Annotated in this window: 21 protein-coding genes and 3 pseudogenes; 6 read left to right on the top strand and 18 right to left on the bottom strand. The window is 34.6% G+C overall.

The window, feature by feature from the left end:
• Positions 1–209, top strand: a pseudogene (locus BBB02_RS06125) (hypothetical protein); the annotation flags it as partial.
• 310 nt (positions 210–519) lie between these two features.
• Here the strand turns inward: BBB02_RS06125 and rlmB are convergent.
• Positions 520–1278, bottom strand: coding sequence for a 23S rRNA (guanosine(2251)-2'-O)-methyltransferase RlmB (gene rlmB, locus BBB02_RS03605; RefSeq protein ID WP_127464010.1), 759 nt, complete (start codon positions 1276–1278; stop codon positions 520–522).
• A gap of 92 nt (positions 1279–1370) precedes the next feature.
• On the opposite strand from rlmB, the gene BBB02_RS03600 reads away from it, so the two are divergent.
• Complete coding sequence (locus BBB02_RS03600; protein ID WP_127464009.1) at positions 1371–1862, top strand: Smr/MutS family protein; 492 nt, start codon at positions 1371–1373, stop codon at positions 1860–1862.
• 11 nt (positions 1863–1873) lie between these two features.
• Here BBB02_RS03600 and uvrC read toward each other — a convergent pair whose 3' ends face one another.
• From uvrC to BBB02_RS03580, 4 genes are read right to left on the bottom strand one after another with little or no spacing between them, the layout of a single operon-like run.
• Entirely contained in the window at positions 1874–3691 is a 1818-nt protein-coding gene (gene uvrC / locus BBB02_RS03595; RefSeq protein ID WP_127464008.1) for an excinuclease ABC subunit UvrC, read from the bottom strand.
• The gene (gene glyS / locus BBB02_RS03590) at positions 3675–5783 is read right to left on the bottom strand and encodes a glycine--tRNA ligase subunit beta (RefSeq protein ID WP_127464007.1); all 2109 of its coding nucleotides are present in this window, start codon (positions 5781–5783) and stop codon (positions 3675–3677) included. The genes uvrC and glyS overlap by 17 nt, the downstream gene beginning before the upstream one ends.
• A 3-nt stretch (positions 5784–5786) precedes the next feature.
• Positions 5787–6626 (bottom strand): glycine--tRNA ligase subunit alpha, encoded by an 840-nt coding sequence (locus tag BBB02_RS03585; protein WP_127464006.1) that lies wholly within the window; start codon positions 6624–6626, stop codon positions 5787–5789.
• 44 nt (positions 6627–6670) lie between these two features.
• Positions 6671–7429, bottom strand: coding sequence for a hypothetical protein (locus BBB02_RS03580; protein WP_007302495.1), 759 nt, complete (start codon positions 7427–7429; stop codon positions 6671–6673).
• Between the two features lie 109 nt (positions 7430–7538).
• Between BBB02_RS03580 and BBB02_RS06830 the strand changes: the two are divergent.
• Positions 7539–7703 (top strand): annotated as a pseudogene (locus tag BBB02_RS06830) (IS5 family transposase); the annotation flags it as partial.
• A 413-nt stretch (positions 7704–8116) separates the two neighbouring features.
• On the opposite strand, the gene hemB reads toward BBB02_RS06830, so the two are convergent.
• The 10 genes and pseudogenes from hemB to secB all read right to left on the bottom strand — a co-directional run bounded on the left by hemB (position 8117) and on the right by secB (position 21872).
• Entirely contained in the window at positions 8117–9115 is a 999-nt protein-coding gene (gene hemB / locus BBB02_RS03570; protein WP_127464005.1) for a porphobilinogen synthase, read from the bottom strand.
• Positions 9108–10133: an NADH-quinone oxidoreductase subunit NuoH gene (gene nuoH, locus BBB02_RS03565; RefSeq protein ID WP_127464004.1), complete on the bottom strand. Its 1026-nt coding sequence runs from the start codon at positions 10131–10133 to the stop codon at positions 9108–9110. Before nuoH ends, hemB begins: the two co-directional genes overlap by 8 nt.
• Positions 10117–10566, bottom strand: coding sequence for a hypothetical protein (locus tag BBB02_RS03560; protein WP_063630945.1), 450 nt, complete (start codon positions 10564–10566; stop codon positions 10117–10119). Before BBB02_RS03560 ends, nuoH begins: the two co-directional genes overlap by 17 nt.
• Positions 10550–12609, bottom strand: a pseudogene (gene nuoG / locus BBB02_RS03555) (NADH-quinone oxidoreductase subunit NuoG). Before nuoG ends, BBB02_RS03560 begins: the two are co-directional and overlap by 17 nt.
• Before the next feature lie 5 nt (positions 12610–12614).
• Positions 12615–12827: a hypothetical protein gene (locus BBB02_RS03550; protein WP_038199679.1), complete on the bottom strand. Its 213-nt coding sequence runs from the start codon at positions 12825–12827 to the stop codon at positions 12615–12617.
• Between the two features lie 257 nt (positions 12828–13084).
• The gene (locus tag BBB02_RS03545; protein ID WP_245970197.1) at positions 13085–14542 is read right to left on the bottom strand and encodes a leucyl aminopeptidase; all 1458 of its coding nucleotides are present in this window, start codon (positions 14540–14542) and stop codon (positions 13085–13087) included.
• A 138-nt stretch (positions 14543–14680) separates the two neighbouring features.
• On the bottom strand, positions 14681–15322 hold the full coding sequence (locus BBB02_RS03540) for a protocatechuate 3,4-dioxygenase (protein ID WP_127464303.1): 642 nt from the start codon (positions 15320–15322) through the stop codon (positions 14681–14683).
• Positions 15323–15488: 166 nt separating this feature from the next.
• The gene (gene putA, locus BBB02_RS03535) at positions 15489–18629 is read right to left on the bottom strand and encodes a bifunctional proline dehydrogenase/L-glutamate gamma-semialdehyde dehydrogenase PutA (RefSeq protein WP_127464003.1); all 3141 of its coding nucleotides are present in this window, start codon (positions 18627–18629) and stop codon (positions 15489–15491) included.
• Positions 18630–18755: 126 nt separating this feature from the next.
• Entirely contained in the window at positions 18756–21362 is a 2607-nt protein-coding gene (acnA, locus tag BBB02_RS03530) for an aconitate hydratase AcnA (protein WP_127464002.1), read from the bottom strand.
• 6 nt (positions 21363–21368) lie between these two features.
• Positions 21369–21872, bottom strand: a complete 504-nt coding sequence (gene secB / locus BBB02_RS03525) for a protein-export chaperone SecB (protein ID WP_127464001.1) — start codon at positions 21870–21872, stop codon at positions 21369–21371.
• A 169-nt stretch (positions 21873–22041) separates the two neighbouring features.
• Between secB and BBB02_RS03520 the strand changes: the two genes are divergently transcribed.
• The 3 genes from BBB02_RS03520 to BBB02_RS03510 are packed head-to-tail and all read left to right on the top strand — an operon-like array spanning position 22042 to position 24055.
• The gene (locus BBB02_RS03520; RefSeq protein ID WP_127464000.1) at positions 22042–22701 is read left to right on the top strand and encodes a Tim44/TimA family putative adaptor protein; all 660 of its coding nucleotides are present in this window, start codon (positions 22042–22044) and stop codon (positions 22699–22701) included.
• Positions 22702–22715: 14 nt separating this feature from the next.
• On the top strand, positions 22716–23420 hold the full coding sequence (gene dnaQ / locus BBB02_RS03515) for a DNA polymerase III subunit epsilon (RefSeq protein WP_063630940.1): 705 nt from the start codon (positions 22716–22718) through the stop codon (positions 23418–23420).
• 35 nt (positions 23421–23455) lie between these two features.
• On the top strand, positions 23456–24055 hold the full coding sequence (locus tag BBB02_RS03510; protein ID WP_127463999.1) for an SCO family protein: 600 nt from the start codon (positions 23456–23458) through the stop codon (positions 24053–24055).
• 52 nt (positions 24056–24107) lie between these two features.
• Here the strand turns inward: BBB02_RS03510 and rnc are convergent, their stop codons facing one another.
• The 3 genes from rnc to BBB02_RS03495 form a co-directional block, all read right to left on the bottom strand.
• Entirely contained in the window at positions 24108–24800 is a 693-nt protein-coding gene (gene rnc / locus BBB02_RS03505; protein ID WP_127464302.1) for a ribonuclease III, read from the bottom strand.
• Between the two features lie 92 nt (positions 24801–24892).
• On the bottom strand, positions 24893–25960 hold the full coding sequence (locus tag BBB02_RS03500) for a quinone-dependent dihydroorotate dehydrogenase (protein WP_127463998.1): 1068 nt from the start codon (positions 25958–25960) through the stop codon (positions 24893–24895).
• 72 nt (positions 25961–26032) lie between these two features.
• Positions 26033–26830 carry a hypothetical protein gene (locus tag BBB02_RS03495; protein WP_006015735.1) on the bottom strand — a complete coding sequence of 266 codons (798 nt, stop codon included), beginning with the start codon at positions 26828–26830 and terminating at the stop codon, positions 26033–26035.
• Between the last annotated feature and the right edge of the window lie 10 nt (positions 26831–26840).

Below are 26840 nucleotides of genomic sequence, written 5' to 3'. Positions count from 1 at the left end.
AGGACTCTAAAAAAACTATACTCAGCTCTAGTGATCCAATTTTCAAAGGTGCTGTACAAGGTGTAATGTCACAAGAGGACTCTAAAAGCACTATACTCAGCTCTAGTGATCCAATTTTCAAAGGCGCTGTACAAGATATAATTTCACAAGAACAATCGAATTTTGCAATTCCACAAGATTCAAGTTCACCTCTTTCTTGGGATTGGTAATGTAAGTGCTGGTGAATGACATAGTACGATGTCATTTACTGTTGTCATTCCAGCATGTGATACACAGCTGTACGAACATTATTCTGTAGGAAGATGTCATGCCAGTGCCCAGACACTGGCATCCATTTTTCCCATCATCATAAGAAACGTTATATTTTAACATTACTTTTATACTCGCAAATTTAACTGGATCCCAGTGTCACGCACTGGGATGACATCTTCCAGCTGTGCATGTGAAGCTAAAATGGCATTCTTTTTTCTAGATTCCAACGGTCTTGATAACAGGCAAGAAGTATATTTTTCATTGCAACTAATTTTCAGTGATTTTTGTTTTAATGTAAATGGAATATAGTCCTATTGCTGCTGCGTTTGAAACATTTAGACTATCAATTACGTTTGACATTGGGATTTTTAAAACATAATCACAATTTTCTTTAACTAGTCTCCGCATTCCTTTCTCTTCAGAACCAAAAACAATTACTCTTTTTTGTCCAAAATTCTTTATTTCATCTATATTTTCCTTTGCATTGCAATCAAACCCATAACACCAGTAGCCTATCTTTTTTAAAGACTCCATCGTCTTTACTATGTTTGTAACGTATATTAGAGGGACAATATCCAGTGCTCCACTTGCTGCTTTTGCGATAGATGCATTTTCGCTCGGTGAATGGTGATGTGGTAAAACCAGTGCATCAATGTTGAAACAAGCTGAGGTTCTTAAAATCGATCCTATATTGTGTGTATCAGTAATTTGATCTAAAATGACTATAGTAGAGTTTTTTTCAGCTATTTCTTCGATATTTAAGCTGTGAAAAATAGGAGCAACTTTTAAAGCAATTCCTTGGTGATTTACACCTTTGGGTAAAACATCATTGAACATTTTGTTCTCTACCAGTCGAGGTTTAATGCCCTTACTATCTGCACATTGTTTAATTTCTTTCTCAAATTCTCTGTAGAAATTTTCTGTTACTAACAGTTCTATACACCGCCTATTTTTGTTTCTTAATGCTGAAATACAAGTGTGCTTTCCATATATCCAACAGTTTTCATTAGCTTTTGATGATTTCATCTCATTATTGAAAATCAGTTTTTTATAGAATAAGCAATATTTTACTGTGTTTATATATTGTTGTAAAATTATGCAGTTCAATTAATGAATTTATGTCAGATGATGAGTTAGATTGGCAAAAAAATGTTAAGCCAATAGAATGTGGAAAAGTTACTTTGAAAGTTGATCACAAAGTAGATATAAAATCTATGATTGATAAAGGTGCCTCTAGTTTACAAGAAAATTTTCTTAATACTGATAATGGTGATTCATCATTTTGTCTTGACTACAATACAAAATTAAAGATCGATAGGGGCAAATATTTTATAAGCGATAAACTCGATTTGCACGGCTATAGTATAGATAATGCTTATTGTAAATTGATAGATTTTATTGTCAAAAATTATCAAGTACGGAATAGATGTTTATTGGTAATTACGGGGCATGGTAATAGTACAGATAAAATAGACACTATAAAGAATAGCTTAAATAAGTGGTTGAATGACACAAAAGTTCGAAATATGATCTTATACTATCAGCAAGCCATAAAAAAACATGGTGGCAAAGGAGCTTTTTATGTCTTATTAAGAAGAAATAAAGGTTAATTTTAGAGTACCTATTTAGGAGTACCTTTCTTAGAATTCACGTGTTGAAGAATGATTTCTGCTAAACCTTTACTAATTCCAGGTACGTTTTGAATTTCAGCTAGAGAAGCTTTGCTTATGTTTTCTACCGAGCCAAAATGAGACATGAGTGCCTTCTTTCTTTTACTGCCAACACCAGATATTTTGCTTAATTGTGAGGCAAAAAACTGTTTATCGCGTTTTTTTCTATGCGAAGTTATTGCAAAGCGGTGAGCTTCATTACGTAGCAATTGTAAATAAAGCATGACCTTGCTGTCACTTGCTAGAGTAAATTCTTCTCTGCTCGGCACATAAAATCTTTCATTTCCTGCATTACGATCATGACCCTTTGCCATACAAGCAAAAGGAACTTTTATATTCAATATTTCCAATACATTCTGCACTATGGAAACATGTCCTGGACCGCCATCAATCAGTAAAAAATCAGGGATTATATCTTTTATATTGCCAGAGAAACGTCTAGTCAGCACTTCTCTCATCATTTTATAGTCATCACCTGAAATTTCTTCTTTTATAGTAAATTTTTTGTATTCACTTTTTAAAAAACCTTCCTGCCCTGCAACAATCATCACACCAACTTGTTGATTCCCAGATATATGGCTATTATCATAAACCTCGATACGCTTTGGAATATTTGGTAACAAGAAAATCTTCCTAAGCTCTTCGAGCTTTTCTAGGTTATTTCTATAATCAGTAAGCTTCTGCTCTAGGCTATGCTTAGAATTATTGTAAATAAAATTCAACAAATCACGCTCTTTACTATTTTTCGCATACAAAACTTTTATTGATTTTTGAGTAAGAGCATACAGTGCTTGTTCTATAATTTCCTTATCCTTAATAAAATCGGGAACGTAAATTTGCGCTGGTGGTGTGTTAACTGGATTATACAAATTGACCAAAAAGGTGGATAAAATTTCATCATTTGAATGATCACTACAATTCTCAATGAAGTAAGGAATGCTTCCATAGTTACCTTTATCTCTGAAAGATAGTACACCAATGCATGCTAAGTCTGCCTCACGTACAACGCTAAAGAAATCTGCATCTTCTTCAAAAGAAAAATCCATTGGCTGCATTTGAATCTGCTGAAGAAATTTCAATCGATCTCTATAGACAGCAGCAAGCTCGTAGTTCATCTCCCTACTGCACTTTTCCATTGTAGAAAATAGCTGTCTTTGCACTTCTTTATTCCTTCCTAGCAGAGTATCTTGTGCTTGTTTTACTGATTTGCAGTAATCATCTTTTGTAATTTTATCTACGCATGGTGCTGAACAGCGCTTAACTTGATACTCAAGACATGGTCTTTTTGTTGAAGAGAAATATTGATCTGAACATACTCTTAAGAGAAAAGCTTTTTGCAATGATAATATAGTGTTCTTAACAGCAGCAGCAGATGGAAAAGGGCCGTAGTAATGAAACTCATTCTTCTTAAACTTACCTCTATATTTCGCTATTCTTGGATAATCATGCTTAGAAATTGTTATATAAGGATAAGATTTTCCATCCCTAAGCAAAATATTATAAGATGGTTTTAACGATTTTATTAACTGTGCTTCAAGAAGCAATGCTTCGATTTCATTCTCAGTGATGAATATTTCAACCTTAATAACCTGTGAGATCATTACTCTGATTCGTTCAGAAAGGTTTTCGAATTGAAGGTAGTCAGATAATCTCGACTTCAAGTTTTTTGCTTTACCAATGTATAAAACCTTACTCTTATCTCCAATCATCTTATAAACGCCACAGGATTGTGGAGATGATTTGATTTGTTCCTTATATTGCCTGAGCATTTATCAATTGTTTAACCTGTATAAGGTTAAACTCTGCTACTAAATGAAAGGTAGAAACAACATTTGCAAGCAAAGATAACCTGTTTATTCTAAGCTCATTAGAATCACAGTTAATCTTTACACTGTCCATAAATTGATTGATAAATGAAGCAAAACGAGCAAGTTCATCAAGCGCTGTATTAAAGTCGTTATTTTCTATCGCTTGTTTTATGTTTTTACAAGCATCTATAGCACAATTTGATAGCGCAATCTCCTCATCTTCAATCAAAAACTTCTTACTGTAAGATGCATTATAAGTAGTGCCATCACTTTTTCTCACTTTGCTCATCATGTTACTGGCTCTTTTATAAGTGCTTAGAACCTGTTCACCTTCTTTTGTACTAAGATAACGATCCAATATCACAGTTTGCTTTTCCGCTTTCAGCAGATCATTAATATCGACTTTATATAGTATTGAATCTACAACATCTTGCCTTATATTTCTATTTTTTAAAATAATCTTGAACCTTTCTAAGCAGAATTTAAATACTAGTTCTAAAATTTGTTTTTCACTTGGCTTATCAACTGGAGTTATATTTTTATTCAATAGAAGCCTTGAACATAAAGATACTGACTTATCTATCAGCAATCTAATTGGAATATGCAAATTATTTTCAAGTATTGTTCTAATTATACCAATTGTCATTCTCCGCAAACCAAACTGATCATACGAACCAGAGATTTTCTCACCTGCTGCAATTAAGCCAACCAAACTATCCATTTTGTCTGCAATAGCTACAGCAATCGCAGTAGGAGATCTAGGGCATTCTTGGTCCGATCCAATTGGCTTATAGTGCTCAGTTATAGCTTCCACTACTTCTTTATCCTCTTGAAAATAAGAAGCGTAGTATCCACTCATTACTCCTTGCAATCCCGGAAATTCTTTCACTATCAACGTTGCAAGATCTGCCTTTGCTAAATATGCAGCACGTTCAACTTTAATTAGTGAAGCATGTGGAATAAATATCGCTACATACTTTGACAGAGTAATAATACGCTTCACTTTTTCTTCTACGCTACCGAGCGAAGCATGAAATGAAATAGAGCTCAATTTTTTGACATAGTAATCTAGGTTTTCCTTCTTGTCTTGAGATATCAAAAACTGGGCATCAGCAAGACGTGCTTCTAATATTCTTTCATGGCCTTTGACAACTTCATTATTGTTAACATTTACAACAGTAACAAAATGTGAAATTTTCTGTCCATCACTTAAAGCAAGATACTTTTGCTGCGTATTAATTATACTAAGTATTACTTTCTTCGGTAATTCTGATGATTTTACTTTACCAAATAATACTATTGGCCACTCTATAAGCCCTGCCAATTCATTAAGTAAATAATCATTTTTTTCAAGTTGTAAGTTCTCCTCTTTTGTAAACTTATTAATCTGATCTAGTATAAATTGCTTTCTTTTGTCCAACTGGAGAATGACATTATTTTTTTCTAACAATTCAAAATAGTCTTTGGGCGTTTTAACAGTAAGTACTGCATCACCTGAAAGAAACCTATGACCATACGTCACGTTGCATGCTGTAACCCCTGCAAAAGATATAGGTATTATTTCGTCATTTAAAATACATAGAATATTTTTAATTGGCCTAACCCATCTCTCTTTTCTTTCACTCCATCTCATACTCTTTGGCCAAGAAAAGTTTTTTAGCATTTCCTCCAGTTGATTTTTGAGAAACCCGTTGATGTTAAATAAGCAGCTTTCTCTCTTAATGAAGTAAAAATCTTCATCATTTACTTTGCGAATGAGTAAATCTTCTTCACCTTTCCGATTTTTTCTCAAAAAACCTTCGATAGCACTTTTCGGTGCATTAACTCTTGGTCCTTTAATTTCATTGTTAGAATCTTTTAGCTCTAAAGCACTTATGCCATCAATAAAAAGAGCAATGCGACGTGCAGTCACATAAACTTCTATAGATGCAAATTTCACATTATTTTTACTAAAAGCATTAGTGATATAGCTCTTAACCTGAGCTGCAGATGAATTCTGCATTCTTGATGGAATTTCTTCTGAAAGACATTCAAACAATAATTGTGACAACATATTCTACTTTGCTCTATATAATTCACAGCATTTTTTTGTTAACTCTCTCACTCTACCAATATAGGCTGTACGTTCATTCACACCAAGCACACCTCTTGCATCAAGTAGATTAAGTAGATGGCTCGTTTTAATACATTGGTCATAAGCTGCTATCGGCAATTCTTTTTCAACAAGGAATTTACACAGTTTTTCTGTATCCTCAAACTGCTGTTGTACTACTTTAGTATCATAATAATCAAGTGCCAGGTAAGAAAACTCTCGCTCTCTTTGTTTGAAAATATCTCCATAAGTTACACCATTATCGTTCCACATTATGTCGTAAACATTATCTACACCCTGTATGCACATTGCTAAACGCTCTAACCCATATGCTACTTCACCAGGAATTATTCTGCAGTCAATACCTCCCACTTGCTGTATATAAGTAAGTTGTGTTACTTCCATTCCGTTGCATGTAACCTCCCAACCAAGACCGGATGCGCCAACACTTGGGTTTTCCCAATCATCTTCAATAAACTTAATATCATATTCTTTTGTCGATACACCAAGAGCTTTTAAGCTATTTAAGTAAATATCTTGCAAATTGCTGCCAGATGGTTTTATTATAACTTGGTATTGATGATGCTGATATAAACGATTAGGGTTGTCACCATAGCGTCCGTCTGCAGGTCTGATTACTGGTTGCAGATATGCAATTTTTGTTGATTTTTCGTCAATCGCTGACATGATTGTTGCAGGATGTAGTGTTCCAGCTCCAACTTCAGACGTATATGGATGAAGTATAGTACACCCTTCATCTGCCCAAAAATCTTGTAATCCCTTTATTATATCCTGTAGATTCACGCAAACTGTATATCTTTTAAACTGAATACATAAGCAAATAAGTACTATTCTATACTTATTTTTTTAATAGTGCCATGAAAATAGTCACTCAAGGCTATTGAACTTTCTTTTACATACTCAAATATGCTTTTGTTTAAAACAATCGCATCATGCATAGTCAGATCGCAGAATATAAATGCAGTCAAGTACAATAAAATCACTGCATAAAACACATGAAAAATCCCTTCAAATGTGATTGATATTGCATTGTTATAACTAAGCTGTATCGTACTTATCGGCCATGGTTTTATTACTTCTACAATATTAAAAAATAAATAAGGTATTATAAAGAAAAAGAACAAATGCATAAGATCATTAAACCAAAATGGACATTGAAGTATTGCCTTGCATATACTTAAATAGAATTTACTTACAATATAATAAATTGACATTATTGCCGGCATCGAAAACGCAACAGTCATCACCTGTCCTGATGCTATTTGTATTACTATATTCTCATCACTGCTGGCTGAAGGATCTTGAGTATGAAAAATAGATATGCCAACTAATTGCAGCACTAACATAACTATTGCTAGCTTGGTAAAAATAGCAGCTACAACTATGCCTGAATTCGGCATTTTATATAGTATAAAATCACCTCCGTATGTAAGCATTAATATAATGTCGGTAATAAATAATATTAGAAAAGAAGACCAATAATGCTGCCAACCCGGTAAATATCCTACTCCTAAAAAAGAGCTTACTATTTTGGCAGGAAAAACCTTGCCTAGCATCTTACCCAAAAATTGAAAAAAAATCCCCATGTCCTAACTAACACTTGACTTATATTTTTCACAATACTGAATTGTAATGGACTTATCAATACACTTCTTGCATAGAAAAAAGGCAAATAGTTAAAAACGATCTAATTGGAAGAGATCTTATATAGAAAGTTTTTTCTCGCGACTGAAGCAAATATTTGGATTTAGTTTTAGGAATAAATCTGAGATTAATCGTGAGAAGGAACTGCTACTCAAGTGTTATTTGCTTAACAAATTTACTGAAATAGGCATGGCTAAGTTTGATATAGCTTCATGAATTTATTATACATTACCCACTATCCGAAGAGCTGTGCAACAAAGCCATTCCAGCATCAAGTGCTGGCCTGAAGCTTTAACTATAAATATTAAAAAATTTACCAAGCGAGAAAAAGGCAAAAGAATCCCCTAGTAGTGAGTTTTGACCCTATAATAATGTAAATTGGCATTATAATAATGTGCTAACGCTTAAAATAAGCGTGTTTTGGCTGAATGTAGAAAAAATAAAAAAGACATGCAGCCGCTATAATTTTATGTAATCTGCCAATATATACCTGAGTTTTTTACTGAATTTTTGTTGTTAAATCTGCAGAGATTAAAAACAAGGATAAATACTCTTATTGATATGATAAGGAAAGTGGGAAGGTTTGTCAAGTCACTTCAGCCAGCTACCTACTTAGATGTTTCAGACTGCTAAGTAGATACCAAATTTTTTGCAACATCAAGTGCAGCATAGGTAAATATTGCACTTGCACCTGCACGTTTAAAACCAATTAAGGACTCATAAATCACTCTGTTATAATCCAACCATCCATTATTTGCTGCAGCTTTTATCATTGCGTATTCGCCGCTTACTTGGTAAGCAAAAATCGGAAAATTGAACTTTTCATTTGCTATTTTTATTACATCTAAGTATGGCATACCTGGCTTTATCATAATAAAATCTGCACCTTCATCTATATCCATTTCGATTTCGCAGATTGCTTCACGTGCATTTCTATAATCCATTTGATAACCACTTTTGTCGATGAAATTTGATGATGCGCACGAACCGACAACTTGCCTGAATGGCGCATAGAAGCTAGAACAGTACTTTACTGCATAGGACAATATTGACACATTCTGAAAGTTATTATCATCCAATGTTTTTCTTATTTTTCCTATCCTGCCATCCATCATATCAGAAGGAGCAACTATATCGCATCCTGCTTTTGCTAAAACAAGTGCTTGCTTACATAATGCTGACACAGTCTCGTCATTTTCTACATCTATCCTACTGCTTTTTAAAATGCCATCATGACCGTGAGTAGTGTATGGGTCTAGTGCAATGTCTGCAATAATGCCAATATCCGGTACATTTGATTTTACAGCACAAATTGCTTTACAGATTAAATTGTCAGGATTGTACGCTTCCTTGGCGTTTTCAGATTTTAGTTTACTATCAACTACAGGAAAAATTGCAACAGCATTAATCCCCGAGTCCTTAGCTTTCTGAATTATAGAAAGTAATCCATCTATTGAATAACATTTGATATCAGTTAAGCCAGAAATTGGCTCAATTGTTTCTTCTCCGTCATGAACAAATAAGGGAAAAATCAAATCATTTACTGATAAAGTGCTTTCACTTGTTAAATTGCGAATCCACTTGCCTGAGCGCCTACGCCTTAACCTTGTATTTGGGAAATTAAACATTGGATCCAGGCAAATTCCCAGTAAAAAGCAACACTCCTGAAATGAGTATAACCCAAAGTACCGATATTGGCAAAAATACTTTCCAACCAAGACGCATTAATTGATCATAACGATAACGAGGTATTGTAGCTCTAATCCAAACAAATATGAACAAAAGTACAACTATCTTCAAAACAAACCAGATTAAACTAGGAATTTTATACAGCAAACTAAGCTCTAATGGAGGATACCACCCTCCTAGAAAGAATATTGTCATCATAGCGCTTGCTAAAATCATATTTGCATATTCTCCCAAGAAAAAGAGAGCAAAAGGCATTGATGAATACTCGACGTTATACCCAGAGACGAGCTCTGCTTCAGCTTCTGGTAAGTCAAATGGGTGACGATTAGTTTCGGCAAGCAAAGAAATAAAAAATATTATTCCTATAGGCATTAGTAATAAATCAATCCAAAATGGCATATTATGTTTCGCTACCACCATCTCTCCAAGATTTAATGTGCCAGTTGTAATAACAACTGTAGCAACTATTAGACCTATTGAAACTTCATATGAAATCATTTGAGCAGCTGACCTTATAGCGCCAAGAAATGCATAATTAGAATTACTAGACCAGCCTGCAATAATAATGCCATATATTCCCAAAGAGGATATAGCTAGCACATAAAGCACTCCAACATTAATATTTGATATTACCTTAGGGATTATTACCTGCTGTCCATTTTCTGTAGTTATTTCAGCTCCAAACGGTATAACTGCCCAGGAAATTAATGCTAAAATAAAGGTGAGCATTGGAGCCATAATAAACAGTATGGTGTTTGCTCTAAATGGTATTATCGGCTCTTTAATTATCAATTTGATAGCATCTGCAAATGGCTGTAGTAGCCCAAATGGCCCTACTACACTTGGACCATGCCTTAGTTGAATTGCACCAATAACTTTACGCTCAAAGTACACTAAATATGCTACTGAAAGCAAAAGTGGAATAAGAAGAAAAAGAATATCAAATATCAAGTACATGCAACCCTAAATCAAAAAAATAGTTCATAATTGTGGCAATAAAAAATACAGCAAATGCTCTAGACACAAAGGACAATGTCCCTATTGAAATCAATAGGACAACACTTTTCTGTACAGCATTTAGCTTAATAGAATAGTAAAATGATATGCATATGAATGACACTAGTGACATCATAATTAAGATCATTGTGAGAGGCAAATAATTCCCTCTTCCCTCGGTAACTATAATAAATGTTATTGCCATCCATACATATCCTTCCGTAAATAGTACAATAATATCATTGATAAAATCAACTAGCTTATAAACGAACTGTTTTTCTAATCTATTTTGTTCTTTACACAAAAATATAGAGTTTAATTTTCGTTGAAAATATACCAGAGTTATTAGTAATAATGGTGTTAGAATAAATAAAATATTAAGTAGAGTGTTCATAAAAATCCTTAGTACAATCTGCCATTATTTTTGAAGCACGACCTATTGAGTCTGTCATATAAAAATTACACTCCTTTAAAGTAAAAGGCGTATTACTTAAATTTATTTTACCATTGCTGATTGGTACCCATGTATTTTTTACCACTTGATCAACACTTCTAAACTGTGGACCGATAGTATCTAATTTTTTTCTCACATCAAATAAACTATCATATAACAAGGAAAGGCCCAAATATTGGGATAAATTTTTAATAATCAACCAATCTTCCTTTGCTTCACCAGGAGGAAAAACAGCTAAATTTGTTCTCTGTACTCGCCCTTCAGTATTTACATAAGTTGCATATTTTTCTGTGTATGCAGCTCCAGGTAGAATGACATCTGCTATATGTGCTCCCCTATCACCATGGTGGCCTTGATAAATTACAAATGTATTTTCTAATTTTGATGTATCAATTTCATCTGCGCCAAGAAGATAAACAACTTCCACCTCACCACTTTCTGCTTGCTTTAGTATTTGACTAATATCTTTTCCATCTTTTTTAGGAACAAATCCAATATCGAGTCCACCAACCCTTGCTGCAGCCTTATGTAGTACGTTAAAGCCATTCCAGTCATCTCTGGTCATGTTAAATATTTTTCTGCAATTTTGCCAGTTAGCGCTAAAATTGATTCAGAATCATCTCTTACTAATGAATCTTGACCGATGATGAGCATAGGATTTGAGGCAACACTCAACAGCTTGCAAAATTTATGATTTCCTTTTGCTATTTCGTCTAAGATATTTGGGTTATTGCCTAACCTCTCAACATGGTATAAATACTCAACGTTAGGGCCAATGCTTGCAATAGGAAAATTGCCTTGTAAATATCTCTTTCTCAATCTTGCATTAATGATTGGTGCTTCTATCCTTGGATTCGTATTGATTAGCAAGCATAAATCTGCACTTTCTATACCCTGAATAGTGGTATTGAACACATAAGATCCACGATTACTTGATATAAGATTTACACCATCTTGCCTGCAGTCTATATTCCCCGAACCAAGCTTCTGCATCACTTCTTTGAGTAGAAGCATAGACTCACAATCTGCTAAATCACCTGCAATTGCAGCTATTTTGTTTGATTTCGTACTCTTTAGTTTCTTTGCAGCAAAAGCCAATGCTTCATTCCAATCAACTGGAATTAATTTGCCCTCTTTTTTTATATAAGGTCGATCGAGGCGTTGTACTTTGAGTCCATCGTAAGCAAAGCGAGTTTTGTCTGATATCCATTCTTCGTTCACTTCTTCATTAAGCCTTGGCAATATTCTCATCACTTCAGGACCGCGATAATCAACTCTTCTAATATTACTTCCCACAGCATCTAGCACATCTATAGTTTCACAATGTAATAGCTCCCATGGACGCGCTGTAAAAGAATAGGGCTTTGAAGTTAAAGCTCCCACCGGGCAAAGATCTATAATATTCCCAGATAATTCAGAGCTAATATGCCTTTTTATGTAAGTACTAATCTCTATATTTTCTCCCCTTCCAATTCCTCCAAGTTCATTTGTACCTGCAACATCGGACAAAAATCTAACACATCGAGTACAATGAATGCATCTATTCATTGTTGCAGTTTCAATCAGCGGACCAAAATGTTTTTTTGGCACAGCTCTTTTATTCTCATCAAGTCTGCTTATTCCTTTCCCATAAGCCATTGTTATATCTTGCAAATCGCACTCACCACCTTGATCACAAATAATTGGGCAATCAAGCGGGTGGTTTATTAGCAAAAACTCAAGTACACCTTCACGCGCCTTTTTTACCTTGGGAGTATCGGTATGAATAACCATACCCTCTGCAACTGGCATTGCACAAGAAGCTACTGGTTTTGGAGGGCCACCCTCAACTTCAACCAAACACATTCTGCAGTTACCAGCAATTGCTAAACGCTCATGATAACAAAACCGCGGAACTTCAACGCCCACAACTTCACAAGCTTGAATTATAGTGAGCCCATGCTCTACTTCACATTCCTTAGAATTAATAGTAACTTTAACCACAACTACTATATAGCTTCCCACTTTATAGGATTGCCGCTTACCTCATCTTCAACTAGATTGCCGTTATCGTATTGAGCAGACATATAGTTCATACGTGAATCACGGTCTATATATCTAACCGGCTTTACCGGTTTATCCTTATACATTTTTTGTTCTGCTTTCTTACGCTGAGTAGGGTTATTTTTACTAGCTGTTTTCGCTTTTCCGCCTGCTGCCATATAAAATCCTAAAAACTTCCTATTTTATTCTAACATTTAAGTATATACCGTCAATACCAAATAGCTTTAAAGTTTTAATAGTCCATCATTACAATCATCATTTGAACAAAATACTTTCTCTTGATGCTGCTCAAGTGTGTAACTTTAGAATCCCCAAAAAAGAAAATGTAAGTTACTTTGATGATATCATTTTCTACGTCTTATAAATAGACATTCATGTAGCCGTAAATTAAGCTATAAACTCAATACAAAGATCCTTAATTATTAATCTCATAGTACTTCTCAACCAACTTATTTAGCAACCTTACACCAAAACCTACTGCCCCTCTTGGAGAAATATCAGTGCCTTTTTCGTGCCAAGCAGTGCCTGCAATGTCTAAATGTGCCCAACAAGTGTCGTTTACAAAACGCTGTAGAAACTGTGCAGCCATTATACTATCTCCACCAGAACCTGCAGGAGCTATATTTTGCACATCAGCAATCGGCGAATCAATAATTTTGTTATAAGTTTCATTCATAGGAAAGCGCCATAATTTCTCATTTACTTCATTTCCTGAATCAATCAGATGATTCGCTAATTCATCGTTATTTGAAAAAAGACCAGCATATTCATTATTTCCCAGTGCAACCACTATAGCACCAGTTAAAGTTGCAAGATCAATCATAAATTTCGGTGCAAATCTATCTTGTGTATACCATAAAGCATCCGCAAGTATTAGTCTTCCCTCTGCATCGGTATTTAATATTTCTATTGTTTGTCCAGACATTGAAGTGACTACATCGCTCGGTCTTTGAGCATTACCATCCACTGCATTTTCTGCAAGTGCAACCACACCAATTGCATTTACTTTTGCTTTTCGCCCAGCTAGAGTACGCATCACTCCAACTACAGTAGCAGAACCTGCCATGTCATATTTCATTGATTCCATACCGCGTGAGGGTTTAAGTGACACTCCACCAGTGTCAAACGTTATACCCTTGCCTATAAAAGCTATTGGTTTTTGTTCTTGAGAAGCCCCATTCCATTTTATCACCACTAACTTTGGCTCTTTACTACTTCCTTGTGCTACTCCAAGCAGGGCTCCCATTTTTTTCTCTTCCATTTGCTTTTTATCAAGCACTTCAACCTCAAGACCAAGTTTAGTAAGTTCAGCTTTTATACGATTAGCGTAAGACTCTGGATATAAAATATTAGGTGGCTCAGTAGTAAAAGCACGTGCAAGAAAAATACCTTCACCTTCGTGTTTTAAACGCTCAAATGATTTTTCAATGCTACTTAACTGTTCATCTTTTACTAATAATGTAATTTCCTCTACTTCTGTAATTTTTTCATCCTTTTTAGTTTTGTACTTATTAAACTTGAAACTGCGCAGAAATGCTCCATATGCAACATTTGCTGTACTGCCCTCGATTGAAATAGCTGCTCGCTTGATTCTTAATCTGCTTAGCTCACAATATATTTTACCACCAATATTTAATCCTTTGCTTTCATCCCATTCATCTCTCATTCCAAGACCAGCAACTATAATATTTTTTCCCTCTGATGAAGTAACGGAGAAAAATTCACCAAAACCTCCATTAAAACCACTAAATTTCTTGATGTTATCTATAGCTTGCTTATCTTGTAGAACATTAGTTATGAGCTTATCACCCTCAAACAAACCTACCACTAGCGTTTCAAAATCAGGTAAAGCTTTAGAAATTGTTATCTTCATCGTTGACATCTCCGTTGCAAATAATTGTAAGCTGCACATAAAACATAGTAAAAACATTAGTAAGATATTTTTCATATACATTTTAAGTACAACAGCGCTTAAGACTAATATGAACTCCCCTGATATGCAAGGAGGGCTTTATCTTTTATCAGAAAATTTGTTATGCCCACCTAGGGTTATATTAAATGTGTAGGTCTTCATGGCCTGATCATTATAAGTAAATGGTGCTATCAGAAGGCTTGCAAGTCCACTCTCAATAAGATTACCAAGAAGAAGATCATCACAGTTATCGCAATTATGATCAGCAAAAAACATTTGTGTTGTGAATTCTGGAAAATCTGGATGTTGGACCAAAAAGTTGATGTGTGGAGCCCTATCACCAATTTTACCTGGTACTATTGTAATAAAATTATAATAGCCAAGGTTATTTACTACAAATCTTCCTGATCCAGCAAAATTTGGATCAAGCTCCACATTTTCATCATAATAGCTCATGCCAAGTGAGTCTGTGTGCCATATAGAAACCACAGCATTTTGTATCGGTAAGCAATTTACATCAGTAACTCTACCCACTACATTTATTAATTCTCCTGCTGAATTATTTGGAGAGCCAGGTTTTCTTCTTAAATTATTTGAAGAGTTAAAGCTTTTTGGCCTTGTTTCAAGATCATAAATCCCTGGAGTTTCAATACAATTAAGCAAAATAGGATCAGCCGCAAATAATGACAAATCAAATATAAATTGTACTAAAAACGCTAATAAGATATTTTTTACATTCATTTTGTTTATAGTGCTTTTATCAGAATTATAGCAACCTTTTTCTTTTATTAAAGACAAGACTTTCTTTGAATCCTCCTTAGAATCACAACTATCCTTTCAGTGTATGAGTTTTAGGCTTTAGTACTGCATACACAACTGCACGGACTTCCAATTTAGAAATTGCAAATCAATCCAAACACGCAAGTGTAATGTTACCGCCACATGCTGTAGTGTTGACACTTACAACCTTTTCTATAGAAAAACGTTGCAGATAATTAGGACCACCAGCTTTTGGTCCGGTACCTGACAGTCCTCTACCGCCAAATGGTTGCATTCCAACTGCTGCACCTATTTGATTGCGATTGATGTATACATTTCCAACTGATATTTTCTTGCTTATTAAATCGATCTTACTTTGTACACGGCTTTGCAAAGAAAACGTAAGTCCATATCCTGTATTGTTTATATCACTTATAACTTCATTTAACTGCGACTTATTAAAACGTATGATATGTAAAATAGGCCCAAACACTTCTTGCTTTAATTGCGAAATTTTTTGTATCTCATAAATGTACGGAGGAAAGAAATAACCATTATAAGAATTTGTACCCATAGGGACCTTGGAAAGAAGGTTTGAATCTTTGTCCCTTGACATTTTCTCCGTATGTTTAGTCAGCATATCAATAGATACTTTGTCAATTATTGGCCCAATATCCGTGCTCAGTTGTATTGGATCACCAATCTTTAATTCTTGAGTCGCATCGCATATCATTTTTATCTGTTTTTCTGCTATATCTTCTTGAATAAATAGCACTCTAAGCGCGGAGCAGCGTTGACCGCTACTCCGAAATGCAGAAAGCAAAACATCCGTAGTCACTTGCTCTAAAAGAGCAGAGCTATCAACAATCATAGCATTTAATCCACCAGTTTCAGCGATAAGTGGCACAATAGGACCATCTCTGCTAGCAAGCATTCGATTAATTGTTTGAGCAGTTTGTGTTGAACCAGTAAAAGCTACACCGGAAATTCTATTATCTGGCACTAATATTTTACCTAAATATTGACCATCTCCTGGAACAAGATGCAATACATTCTTTGGTATCCCAGCTTCATGTAGTATCTTAATGGCTTCATAGGCAATAATTGGTGTTTGTTCTGCCGGCTTTGCCAGCACTGCATTACCTGCTGCAAGCGCAGCTGAAATCTGTCCAATGAAGATAGCAAGTGGAAAATTCCATGGTGATATGCACAAGAAAACTCCTCTGCCTTCAAAAAAGATGAAGTTATCTTCACCTGTTGGACCTGGCAATTTTTTCCAGTCATTCAGTTTATTTTTTGCTATCACTGCATAATAACGCAAAAAGTCGATTGCCTCTCTTACTTCTGCTATTGCATCGGACAAAATTTTTCCTGCTTCCACTATTAGAATGTAAATTAATTCTTTCATTCTTTCTTCAAGCAAATCCGCAGCTCTTTCAAGGTGCTTAGCACGTTCTTCTGCTGAAACATTCTGCCATTCAGTAAAAGCAATATCTGCTATTTTAAGAGCATTTAAAGCTTGATCACTTGTTGTGCTTGACGCCTCTCCAATTACATTTTCCAAATGTGCAGGATTGACTACTTCAGTAAATTTCGCACTGTCAAAAAGCGACTCTCCATCAATTATAGGGCCAACCTGCCATTTCTTTTCACTAAATTCTCTTATATCATTTGCGAATTGCGAAACTGTAATTGAATCGCTAATATCCATCCCCAAGGAGTTTTTTCTTTCCTCTCCAAAAATATCTCTTGGCAACGGAATGCTTGGATGAGGCTCATATTCTAAGCTTTTTACTTTTTCTAATGGATCTGAGACTAATTCTTCAATTTTAACGTCAGAATCATTTACTTGATTGACAAACGAGCTATTAGCTCCATTTTCAAGAAGGCGCCTAATAAGATATGGCAATAAATCACTATGTTTACCAACTGGTGCATATATACGACAATTGATGCTTGTTGCAAGTTCTGACATTGCATAATCATACAAGCTTTTACCCATTCCATGTAAGCGCTGAAACTCAAATCCAGGATGATTTTTATCAGCAAGCTCTATTATAGTAGCAAAAGTATAAGCATTATGAGTTCCAAAGCATGGATAAAAGTGACTTGCTTTGCTTAAAAGTTTCTGCGCGCAGGCAAGGTAGCATACATCCGTGTAGCTTTTTCTAGTAAACACTGGATAACCAATTAACCCTAATTCTTGTGTGCGCTTGATTTCTGAGTCCCAATATGCTCCTTTCACAAGTCTCACCATAACCTTATGCTTTGATCGAATGGCAACATCTTCAACAAAATCAAGAACAGACAAAGCACGTTTTTGATACGCTTGCACAGCTAGACCAAGCCCTTCCCACTCAGAAAGTGATTCATCAAGACGCAATTGCTCAAATAAAACTAATGACATCTCAAGTCTTTCTGATTCTTCTGCATCTATACATAATGAAATGTTATATTTTTTTGCTTCATGGCAAAGCTCCAACACCTTAGCTCTCAGCTCTTCAGCTATATTACCAAATTGGCTAAATTCATAACGTGAGTGCAGTGAAGACAATTTGATTGAAACCCCCTGAGATTTAAAGCAATCATTTATGTCAGCAGATTCACCTATGGCTTTTATTGCATGCATGTATAAATTAAAATACTCTTCCGCATCCTCAACTGTGCAAGCAGATTCACCAAGCATATCAAAAGAGCATAAATACTTACTGTAGTCATCTGATTTCACACTTTCCAATGCTTTTTCTATAGTTTCTCCAACAATAAAATGCTTGCCAAGAATGGATATTGCTTGTTTCACCGCTTTGCGGATTATTGGCTCTCCTAAATTTTTCAATAACCTGGAAATTATGTGATAGAATTTTGAATCCTCTTCATTGTTTCTTAATATACTGCTTCCTATAATTAAACTCCATGTAGAAGCATTAACAAACAATGAAGAGGAACGCCTCAAGTGTTTATTCCATTCTTGGTTGGCAATTTTATCTTTTATCAATTCATCTATTGTGTAATCGTCTGGTATTCTAAGTAATGATTCAGCAAGACACATTAGCGCTACTCCTTCGTCGTTAGAAAGTGAGTACTGCTGTATAAAAGAATCTATAATGCCTAATTTACTACCTCTAATCTTTTCGACAATTTGTTTTGCAATATTGTAAACTATGTTTTTTGAATCAGCCGAAAGTTCTGATTTTTCTACAAGATAACGTACGTGACTTTTTTCATCAGCACAATAAAATGCCTGCAATCGTTTTCGTAATGCGTTAGGTTCTTGTATAGAACTGATCATAATTATCTACAAAACACCCTTTATCATATGTAAGGTAAGATTATATCATAACTTTGCATCGAATAAATTATTATTTAAATAAAGAGCCAGAATCGATTCAAAAACCTAGTTAATGACTGTGATAGCTCAAAAGGACTGCGCAAGTATATAGCTCAACACTCCACCACTCATCAAGTACTTAACCTCAGTTGCAGTTTGTACACAGTACTTGAGTTGAATGGATTGCTCTGAATCATCCTTTCTTTTAATGATACATTCTAGATTTCCATTTGGTACTACTTCACCTTTCATGCTCACTATCTCACTACCATCAAATATCTTTCTCGTTACTCCATCCTGAAATGCAAGTGGAAGAACACCCATACCGACCAAATTGGACCTATGTATGCGTTCAAAACTTTCTGCAATCACAGCTTTAATTCCCAGTAATGCAGTACCCTTTGCTGCCCAATCCCTACTTGAACCTGTACCATATTCTTTTCCTGCAATGACAACTAATGGAACAGCTTCTCTTTTATATTGCATTGCTGCATCAAAAATTGACATAGTTTCTTGAGAAGGAATATGTTTTGTATAGCCACCCTCAGTGTTCACCATTTCATTTCTTATTCTGATATTAGTAAAGGTTCCACGCATCATTACGTTGTGGTTACCGCGGCGAGATCCATATGAATTGAAATCTTGCGGTTCAACTCCAAAACCTTTTAAATATATGCCTGCAAGACTATTATTTGAAGCAATATTCCCAGCAGGAGAAATGTGGTCAGTAGTCACGCTATCGCCAAACATCGAGAGTATTCGTGCATCCTTTATATCAAAAATGTTGCTTTTATCATTGCCAGTCAATAAATTATCAAAATAAGGAGGGTTTTGTATATAAGTACTTTTCGCATCCCAGTTGTAGATTTCACTTTTCTCACACTTTATCTTTTGCCAATACTCATCACCAGAAAAAACATCCTTATACTTTTGTATGAACATTTCACGTGTCACAACACTTTTAACACAGCTCTCAACTTCACTATCTGTTGGCCATATATCTTTGAGATAAACATCACTTCCATTCTTATCTTTGCATATAGGATCTTTTGTCAGGTCAATTTGTACAGTACCTGCAAGTGCATACACAACAACAAGTGGCGGAGATGCCAAGTAATTCGCTTTGACTAAAGGATGGATTCTTCCTTCAAAGTTACGATTACCGGATAAAACTGCTGCAACAGTCAAGTTTTTATCCTTAATATCACTTTCTATATCTTCATTAAGCGGACCGGAGTTTCCAATACAAGTTGTACAGCCATACCCAACCAAATTAAAACCCAAAGCATTTAGATCTTCCTGTAACTCTGACTTTTCTAAATATTCTGTTACAACTTGTGACCCTGGAGCAAGAGAAGTTTTAACCCAAGGCTTTGATTTTAAGCCAAGGGTTACTGCATTACGCGCTACAAGTCCAGCAGCAATCATTACACTTGGGTTTGAAGTATTAGTGCAGCTTGTTATTGCTGCAATAACTACACTTCCATCTTGGAGTTTATCGCCTTCCTTTGACTCATTAACTGGAAACGATTTAGAAAAGGATTCTGCCACTTGTGAAAGAAAAACCTTATCTTGCGGTCTTTTTGGACCGGCCATTACTGGCTTCACACTCGATAAATTAAGTTCCAATGTATCAGAAAATGCTAATTCGTCATTACTACGCCACAGTCCTTGTTCTTTTGCATAGATTTCAACTAATTTAACCAACTCATTTTGCCTTCCGGTTAAGTTTAAATAATCTAGTGTCTTCTGATCAATTGGAAAGAATCCACAAGTTGCACCATATTCTGGGGCCATATTAGCTATGGTTGCTCTATCTGCCAAAGATAAACAATCTAAGCCATCACCATGAAATTCCACAAATCTGCCAACAACGCCTTTTGTTCTCAGGATATTAGTAATCGTTAGCACTAGATCAGTTGCTGTTACTCCCTCTGAAAGTCTTCCTATTAATTTAAATCCTACTACTTCTGGAATTACCATACTAATTGGTTGACCAAGCATCACAGACTCAGCTTCTATTCCACCAACACCCCAACCAAGAACCGATAAACCATTTACCATAGTAGTGTGACTATCTGTACCGACCAAGGTATCTGGATATAGAACTCCACTATCATTACATACAACTTGCGCTAAATATTCAAGATTCACTTGGTGGCAAATTCCAGTACCTGGTGGCACTACTCTAAAATTTATGAAGGATGACTCTCCCCATTTTAAGAATTGATATCTCTCCAAATTTCTTTTTACTTCCAGTGCAACGTTTTTACCAAATGCAGAAGTGCTTCCGTAACTATCTACTTGAACAGAGTGATCGATCACAAGATCAACAGGTACAGATGGATTTATTTTGCTTGGGTTACCTCCGTTTTTCTTCACATAATTACGCATTGAAGCTAAGTCAACGACAGCAGGAACTCCTGTGAAATCCTGCATCAAAACCCTTGCTGGCTTGTAGCTAATTTCGTGATTAATGTGTTTCTTGACACAATTTGCTAATATCTTTATGTCATCTAATTTAACGCTTACTCCATCTTCGTTGCGCAATAAATTTTCAAGCAATACCTTAAGTGAACAAGGCAATTTGGTTAAATTTACTCCTAAGAATTTACCAGCGTTACTTAGGTTAAAGTAGTTATATAACCTTCCATCAATATTTAAAGTCGTCTTCGCATTTAAAGAATTGTTCATCCTGTATTAGTTAAAATTGGAATTACTAGCGCTACTTTTTTGTTGTTGACTTTGCTGCTGATACATAGTTTCAAAATCTATAGGATCTAGCATAAGTGGAGGAAACCCACCACTACTTGTAGTTCTTGCAATTATTTCTCTTGCAAAAGGGAAAAGAAAAGTAGGTCCACCAATAAATAAAGCTTGTCTCACCTCTTCTTCACTTAGCTCTGTAAAGTTTTCTATTGAAAAAATACCGCAATACTTTACCTCGCAAATGAAAGCTATATCATCTTTTACATCTTCATCTTTTACCGTTGCTTTGGCTTCTATATGCAAAGTAATTTCATGAAAAGGCTTTTCTTCACTTATTCCTTTTTTATTTTCTGTTCCTTCTAATTTTGCTGAATTAATATTAACCATTACATTAATATCGGGAGCTTTACTAGAAGAAAGGAATGGCGAATTTGGATTCTCAAACGAAAAATCTTTGACATATTGACCATGAATTTTCATTTTGTGTTGTGACATTTCTTACGTCTCCTTTATTAATTAAGTTGAGATTTTTAATACTTTCTTATATAATATATCTATTTACAAACGAATAGTAAACCTAACTATAGGTTAATATGAAAAACATATTTTTATCAATAATTAATAATATTTAGATACTTTATATATCAAAAGGAGTTAAGTTACCATGATAGAGCTTGTAATATATGCTTTACTAGCGGCGTTTATTTTTTCACGCTTATATAACTCTTTAGGAAGATCAGCCAGTCTCAATCTAAAAAAGCTAACAGGTGTATTGCATGTAAGTCAAAGTAAAGAGGATGTGGTAGAAAATATCGAAGATTATACTTATAGCAATGACAAAAGTTCAATAGAAGCTATTTATGAACAAATATTACAAAAAAACAGAGAGTTCTCTATTTCCAATTTTATAGAAGGTTCAAGCATAGCTTTTGAATTAATAATAAAATATTTTAACCAAGGAAATTTACCTCAATTAAAACCCCTTCTGGACAAAGACTTGTATAACAGTTTTGTGGATAAGATTAAACATCGTAAAGAGACACATGAGTCTATAATTGTTTCTATCGTTTCACAAAAAATCTTAGAAATAAAGTTAGTGAAAAATGTAGCATTTATTGCAGTATATTTCCTTTCAGAGCAAATTAACTTTGTTAAGAATAATGAAGGGGACGTCATATCAGGTAGTATGTCTACTATTAACAAAGTTGAGGATGTATGGCAATTCAAAAAAAATATTAATTCATCAGACCCAACTTGGATGCTTGTTTCTATTAACTATAAGAAGGCAAGTACTGATAAAAATTTAACAACAAATGACAAATAAGATTAATTACACTGATGGAAAGTAGGTTGCGAGAAATAGTACTTGATACTGAAACTACTGGTCTTGATACTGGATCTGGCCATCGAATTATCGAGATAGGATGTGTAGAACTAATTAATCGTGTTCCAACAGGTAAAACATTTCATCGATATCTTAATCCAGAAAGAGATGTACCTTACCACTCATTTAAGATTCATGGTATTAGTGAGGAGTTTTTAGAGGATAAACCACTATTTTCAGATGTTGCATTTGAATTTCTCGACTTCATATCTAATGACATTTTGGTGATTCATAATGCTGAATTCGATGTTAAGTTCCTTAATATGGAGTTAGGCAAGTTAAATGCTGGGTTAATTTCCTCAGATAGAGTGCTAGATACATTACCACTTGCAAGAAAAAAGTTTGTAGGATCACCTGCTTCCTTAAATGCATTATGTAAACGTTTTGACATATCGCTGGAAGGTAGAGAGTTGCACGGAGCATTAGTTGATGCTCAATTGCTTGCAAAGGTCTACGTTGAGCTTACAGGAGGATTGCAAACCTTTTTGTTTAATAGTAAATGTGATCAGGACAATAGCTCTACGTTTATTCAGCATAAAGTGCGAAATTTAGCTCGCAGAGAACATTCACCAAGCAGCGAAGAAATTGATGAGCATAAGAAATTGTTAGATAAAATTAACAATCCACTTTGGAAGGAATATGTTGAATCAATCAGCTAATCAAGATATGATTTAATTTTATTGGAAACGCTTTAATGGTAAAATTCATAAGGTTATTGTCTGGTTTATTAATAATAGTAGCAGCTATCTTCTTAGGTTATTGTTATTTTACCAAGCAAGGCATATTTGTTTCACAAGATACAGAAATTAAAATAGGTGGGGATTTTTCTTTGATTAATCAAGACGGACAAACAGTACGCAGTAGTGATTTTAAAAATAAGTATATGATGATTTTTTTCGGATTTTCCTCATGCAAAAGAATTTGCCCTATGAACCTCGGAATAATTTCAGAAACACTTGCAAAGTTAGATAAGAAAACTGACAATAAGATACAAACATTTTTTATCACAGTTGATCCTGAGCGCGATAACATAGAAAGGCTTAAAGAATTTCAGCAGCAATTTGACCATAGAATACAAATGCTAACTGGTGAAAGACAAAAAATAGATGAAGTAGTTGCAAAGTATAAAGTATATGCAAGTAAAGTAGGTGGAGAAGAGGAAATTAACCATTCTTCAATAATATACCTTATCGGCCCTGAAGGAAAATATGTCACACACTTTGTAGCTGATTTAAATTCAGATGAAAGTCAATCTGATAAGATTCTGGCTGAGATAAAAAAATATGTAAGCTGAACTAAAGAGCTTAGCTTACTTTAAATTTATGCTAACGGCTATTTTGATTAAACTAAGTCGTTTTTTTAATTTTTTCTAGGATCAACTCAGCAGCTTTTTGTTCAGCAATTTTCTTACTAGGAGCGCATGCAGAAACTTTGTCATAACTCTCTATGCAAACTGATATAGTAAATTCAGGATTGTGTGCTGGTCCAGTTTGTTTTACAAGCTCATACTTTGGTAAAGGTAATTTATTTCTCTGAGTCCATTCTTGCAGTGAAGTTTTAGGATCTTGAGGAGGATCGAGGATGTCTTTAGCTAGCTTTTCCCAATGTTGGATAATAAATTTTTCAACACTCTCAAGTCCACCGTCAATATAAATTGCACCTATTAGTGCCTCAAGCGAATTTTCTAAATTTTTCAAGTTACATTTTCCTCCGTTGCAACGTTCACTATTATTCATTATGATAAAGTTACCTAACTCTATTTCTTTAGCAACATTAGCAATGGTACTGCCACAAACTAGATCCGTTTTTCTTTTTGCCAATGCTCCTTCTTTTTCTTCAGGAAACATTTTAAACAGCATAGCAGATACAACCATGTTCAAAATACTATCGCCCAAAAACTCTAGCCTTTCGTAGCTTACGATCTGGTCTTCGCTACTCCTTTTATTTACGCTTGGATGGGTTAATGCCTCTTCTAATATTGCATGATCTGTAAATTTATAATTAATAACTTTAGATATTATATCGTTCAAAACTTTCATGTTCATCATTCAAAAGAAAAGCACTCCCTATCATACCTTTACACTAAAAAGTTAGCTCTACTTTACTAAAACAATATCAATAACTTCCAAAATTAATGTATACAACCCACTGCTTCAGTAATGTTACTAAATCCATCTCTTTTTACCAATTCTGCAAGCTCCAGATTGATTTTGTTCACAACTTGATGCCCCTGGTATACAAGAGCAGTGTACAGTTGTACTAAAGAGGCTCCTGCCTTTATTTTTTCATATGCGTCAATACCACTTGAAACTCCCCCACATCCTATCAATAGAATCCTGCTCTTAGTAAGCTTGTACATATCACTCAATAACTCGGTTGAAAGTTGAAATAATGGCCTGCCGCTCAACCCACCACTCTCATTATAGTAAGAATCTCGACTTATCGTAGTGTTGCTTACTATTAAGCCATCAATTTTATATTCTAGTGTAAGCTCAGCGACATTTTCTTTTGTTTGCTGATCTATATCTGGAGAAATTTTTAATATTATCGGTATGGATTCAGAGCTATCGATTGATTTCCGGGTTAGAGTGATAGATTTCAACAATTTGGATAATTCTTGTTTATTGTGCAAATCGCGCAAGTTAGGTGTGTTTGGGGATGAGATGTTCAGTACTATATAATTGCTCTTTCCATATACTATCTTTATTAAGTCAACATAATCGCTGATTTGGTCCTTTGATGTACTGTTTCTTCCTATATTTATACCAAAAATACAATCACCAAGTTTAGTTTTACTTATCTGTTTAAGAAAATAGTCTACTCCTTTATTATTGAATCCCAATCTATTAATTATTCCTTCATCTTTAATTAATCGAAAAATTCTCGGTTTTTTGTTTCCATATTGGGGATATTTAGTTACAGTACCAGCCTCAATAAATCCAAAACCAAATGAGAGCATCGGCTTTACAACTTCCGCATTTTTATCAAAACCTGCAGCAAGACCTACAGGACTCCTAATTTTATTACCAAAAAAGTTTACATTTAAAGACTTAGGTAGTTCTATAGGTTTCCTACAGGGCATCTTTTTTAACGCCGTTATTACCAAGGAGTGAGCGATTTCAGGCGGCAGTAAAAACAATAAATTACGTAATATCATTTTGTAAAACACTTTGCTTATTTTTAGTTTATTTTTTACCATGCAACAAGAATAACTTAGAAAGCTTGAGGTTTATCAAAATAGTAAGTATATAGTTTCTATGAGTAGTAAAAACTAATTTTTCTGAAGGGAAACCAGAACTTGATCAGTATTTTTATCTACTAATTCGAGGTAGCCAAATTTGTTAATTTGAGATTTTATTAGTATAGGAATCTTATTTCGATTTAAATAAAATCCCTGTTTTGATTGTTTATTAATCCGCAACCTTACATCCCCATTTTTCCAAGCAAGCATCTTATTTATTCCAGATTTTTCTTTACAATTATCTTCATTTACAAATCCTAAGTATTCATCTTCTGAAGAAGATATTGCAATCTTGCATATTCTATACCCTACCCAATTCCCTAGATATGGATCAGTATCGTCTTTTTCGTGAAGCTTGAACTCTCCTTTGACATATTCCCATGGAGCTTTTGCATCACCTACCTTTTTTAGAAAGAGTACGTCCTGATCAAAGTTTATAATGGTCCTTGTATGAAATGTTGTTAAGCTTGTGTCCCATAATAGTTTTTCTGTGATGCTAAAATGCTCTTTATCCTTTTGCATATTTTGAAATGATACAATTATCACATCTGCTCCAACTTCTCTTCCATAATTAACATATTGACTAGCACGCCCATGTTTGGCTGTGAATGATGACTTACCTATTAACAGAAAGTCATTAAATAACGCATTATATATAGTCTGTGCACTGTAAGCTGTACCGACGTAAACCGGCTGTTTGTTGGATGAAGGGTACTTTTCTGGTGCAAGATGAGTATACGAGCTCTTTAATAAATAGTGAAAAGTGCAACTGGTAAGCAAGAAGGGCAAACCAATCAATAATAAAACTTCCGTTAATCTCTTTGGCATTTTACTGCTT

Source organism: Wolbachia endosymbiont of Bemisia tabaci (assembly GCF_003999585.1).
Taxonomy (GTDB): domain Bacteria; phylum Pseudomonadota; class Alphaproteobacteria; order Rickettsiales; family Anaplasmataceae; genus Wolbachia.
Note: the sequence above shows the minus strand (reverse complement) of the source record. Positions and strands in the feature narration are given on the sequence as shown.

Bases quoted from the DNA above. Each gene is read 5' to 3' on its own strand.
- rlmB (WP_127464010.1), bottom strand. From the start codon at position 1,278: ATGAAATCATCAAAAGCTAATGAAAACTGTTGGATATATGGAAAGCAC.
- BBB02_RS03600 (WP_127464009.1), top strand. From the start codon at position 1,371: ATGTCAGATGATGAGTTAGATTGGCAAAAAAATGTTAAGCCAATAGAA.
- uvrC (WP_127464008.1), bottom strand. From the start codon at position 3,691: ATGCTCAGGCAATATAAGGAACAAATCAAATCATCTCCACAATCCTGT.
- glyS (WP_127464007.1), bottom strand. From the start codon at position 5,783: ATGTTGTCACAATTATTGTTTGAATGTCTTTCAGAAGAAATTCCATCA.
- BBB02_RS03580 (WP_007302495.1), bottom strand. From the start codon at position 7,429: ATGGGGATTTTTTTTCAATTTTTGGGTAAGATGCTAGGCAAGGTTTTT.
- hemB (WP_127464005.1), bottom strand. From the start codon at position 9,115: ATGTTTAATTTCCCAAATACAAGGTTAAGGCGTAGGCGCTCAGGCAAG.
- nuoH (WP_127464004.1), bottom strand. From the start codon at position 10,133: ATGTACTTGATATTTGATATTCTTTTTCTTCTTATTCCACTTTTGCTT.
- BBB02_RS03560 (WP_063630945.1), bottom strand. From the start codon at position 10,566: ATGAACACTCTACTTAATATTTTATTTATTCTAACACCATTATTACTA.
- BBB02_RS03550 (WP_038199679.1), bottom strand. From the start codon at position 12,827: ATGGCAGCAGGCGGAAAAGCGAAAACAGCTAGTAAAAATAACCCTACT.
- BBB02_RS03545 (WP_245970197.1), bottom strand. From the start codon at position 14,542: ATGAAGATAACAATTTCTAAAGCTTTACCTGATTTTGAAACGCTAGTG.
- BBB02_RS03540 (WP_127464303.1), bottom strand. From the start codon at position 15,322: ATGAATGTAAAAAATATCTTATTAGCGTTTTTAGTACAATTTATATTT.
- putA (WP_127464003.1), bottom strand. From the start codon at position 18,629: ATGATCAGTTCTATACAAGAACCTAACGCATTACGAAAACGATTGCAG.
- acnA (WP_127464002.1), bottom strand. From the start codon at position 21,362: ATGAACAATTCTTTAAATGCGAAGACGACTTTAAATATTGATGGAAGG.
- secB (WP_127464001.1), bottom strand. From the start codon at position 21,872: ATGTCACAACACAAAATGAAAATTCATGGTCAATATGTCAAAGATTTT.
- BBB02_RS03520 (WP_127464000.1), top strand. From the start codon at position 22,042: ATGATAGAGCTTGTAATATATGCTTTACTAGCGGCGTTTATTTTTTCA.
- dnaQ (WP_063630940.1), top strand. From the start codon at position 22,716: ATGGAAAGTAGGTTGCGAGAAATAGTACTTGATACTGAAACTACTGGT.
- BBB02_RS03510 (WP_127463999.1), top strand. From the start codon at position 23,456: ATGGTAAAATTCATAAGGTTATTGTCTGGTTTATTAATAATAGTAGCA.
- rnc (WP_127464302.1), bottom strand. From the start codon at position 24,800: ATGAAAGTTTTGAACGATATAATATCTAAAGTTATTAATTATAAATTT.
- BBB02_RS03500 (WP_127463998.1), bottom strand. From the start codon at position 25,960: ATGGTAAAAAATAAACTAAAAATAAGCAAAGTGTTTTACAAAATGATA.
- BBB02_RS03495 (WP_006015735.1), bottom strand. From the start codon at position 26,830: ATGCCAAAGAGATTAACGGAAGTTTTATTATTGATTGGTTTGCCCTTC.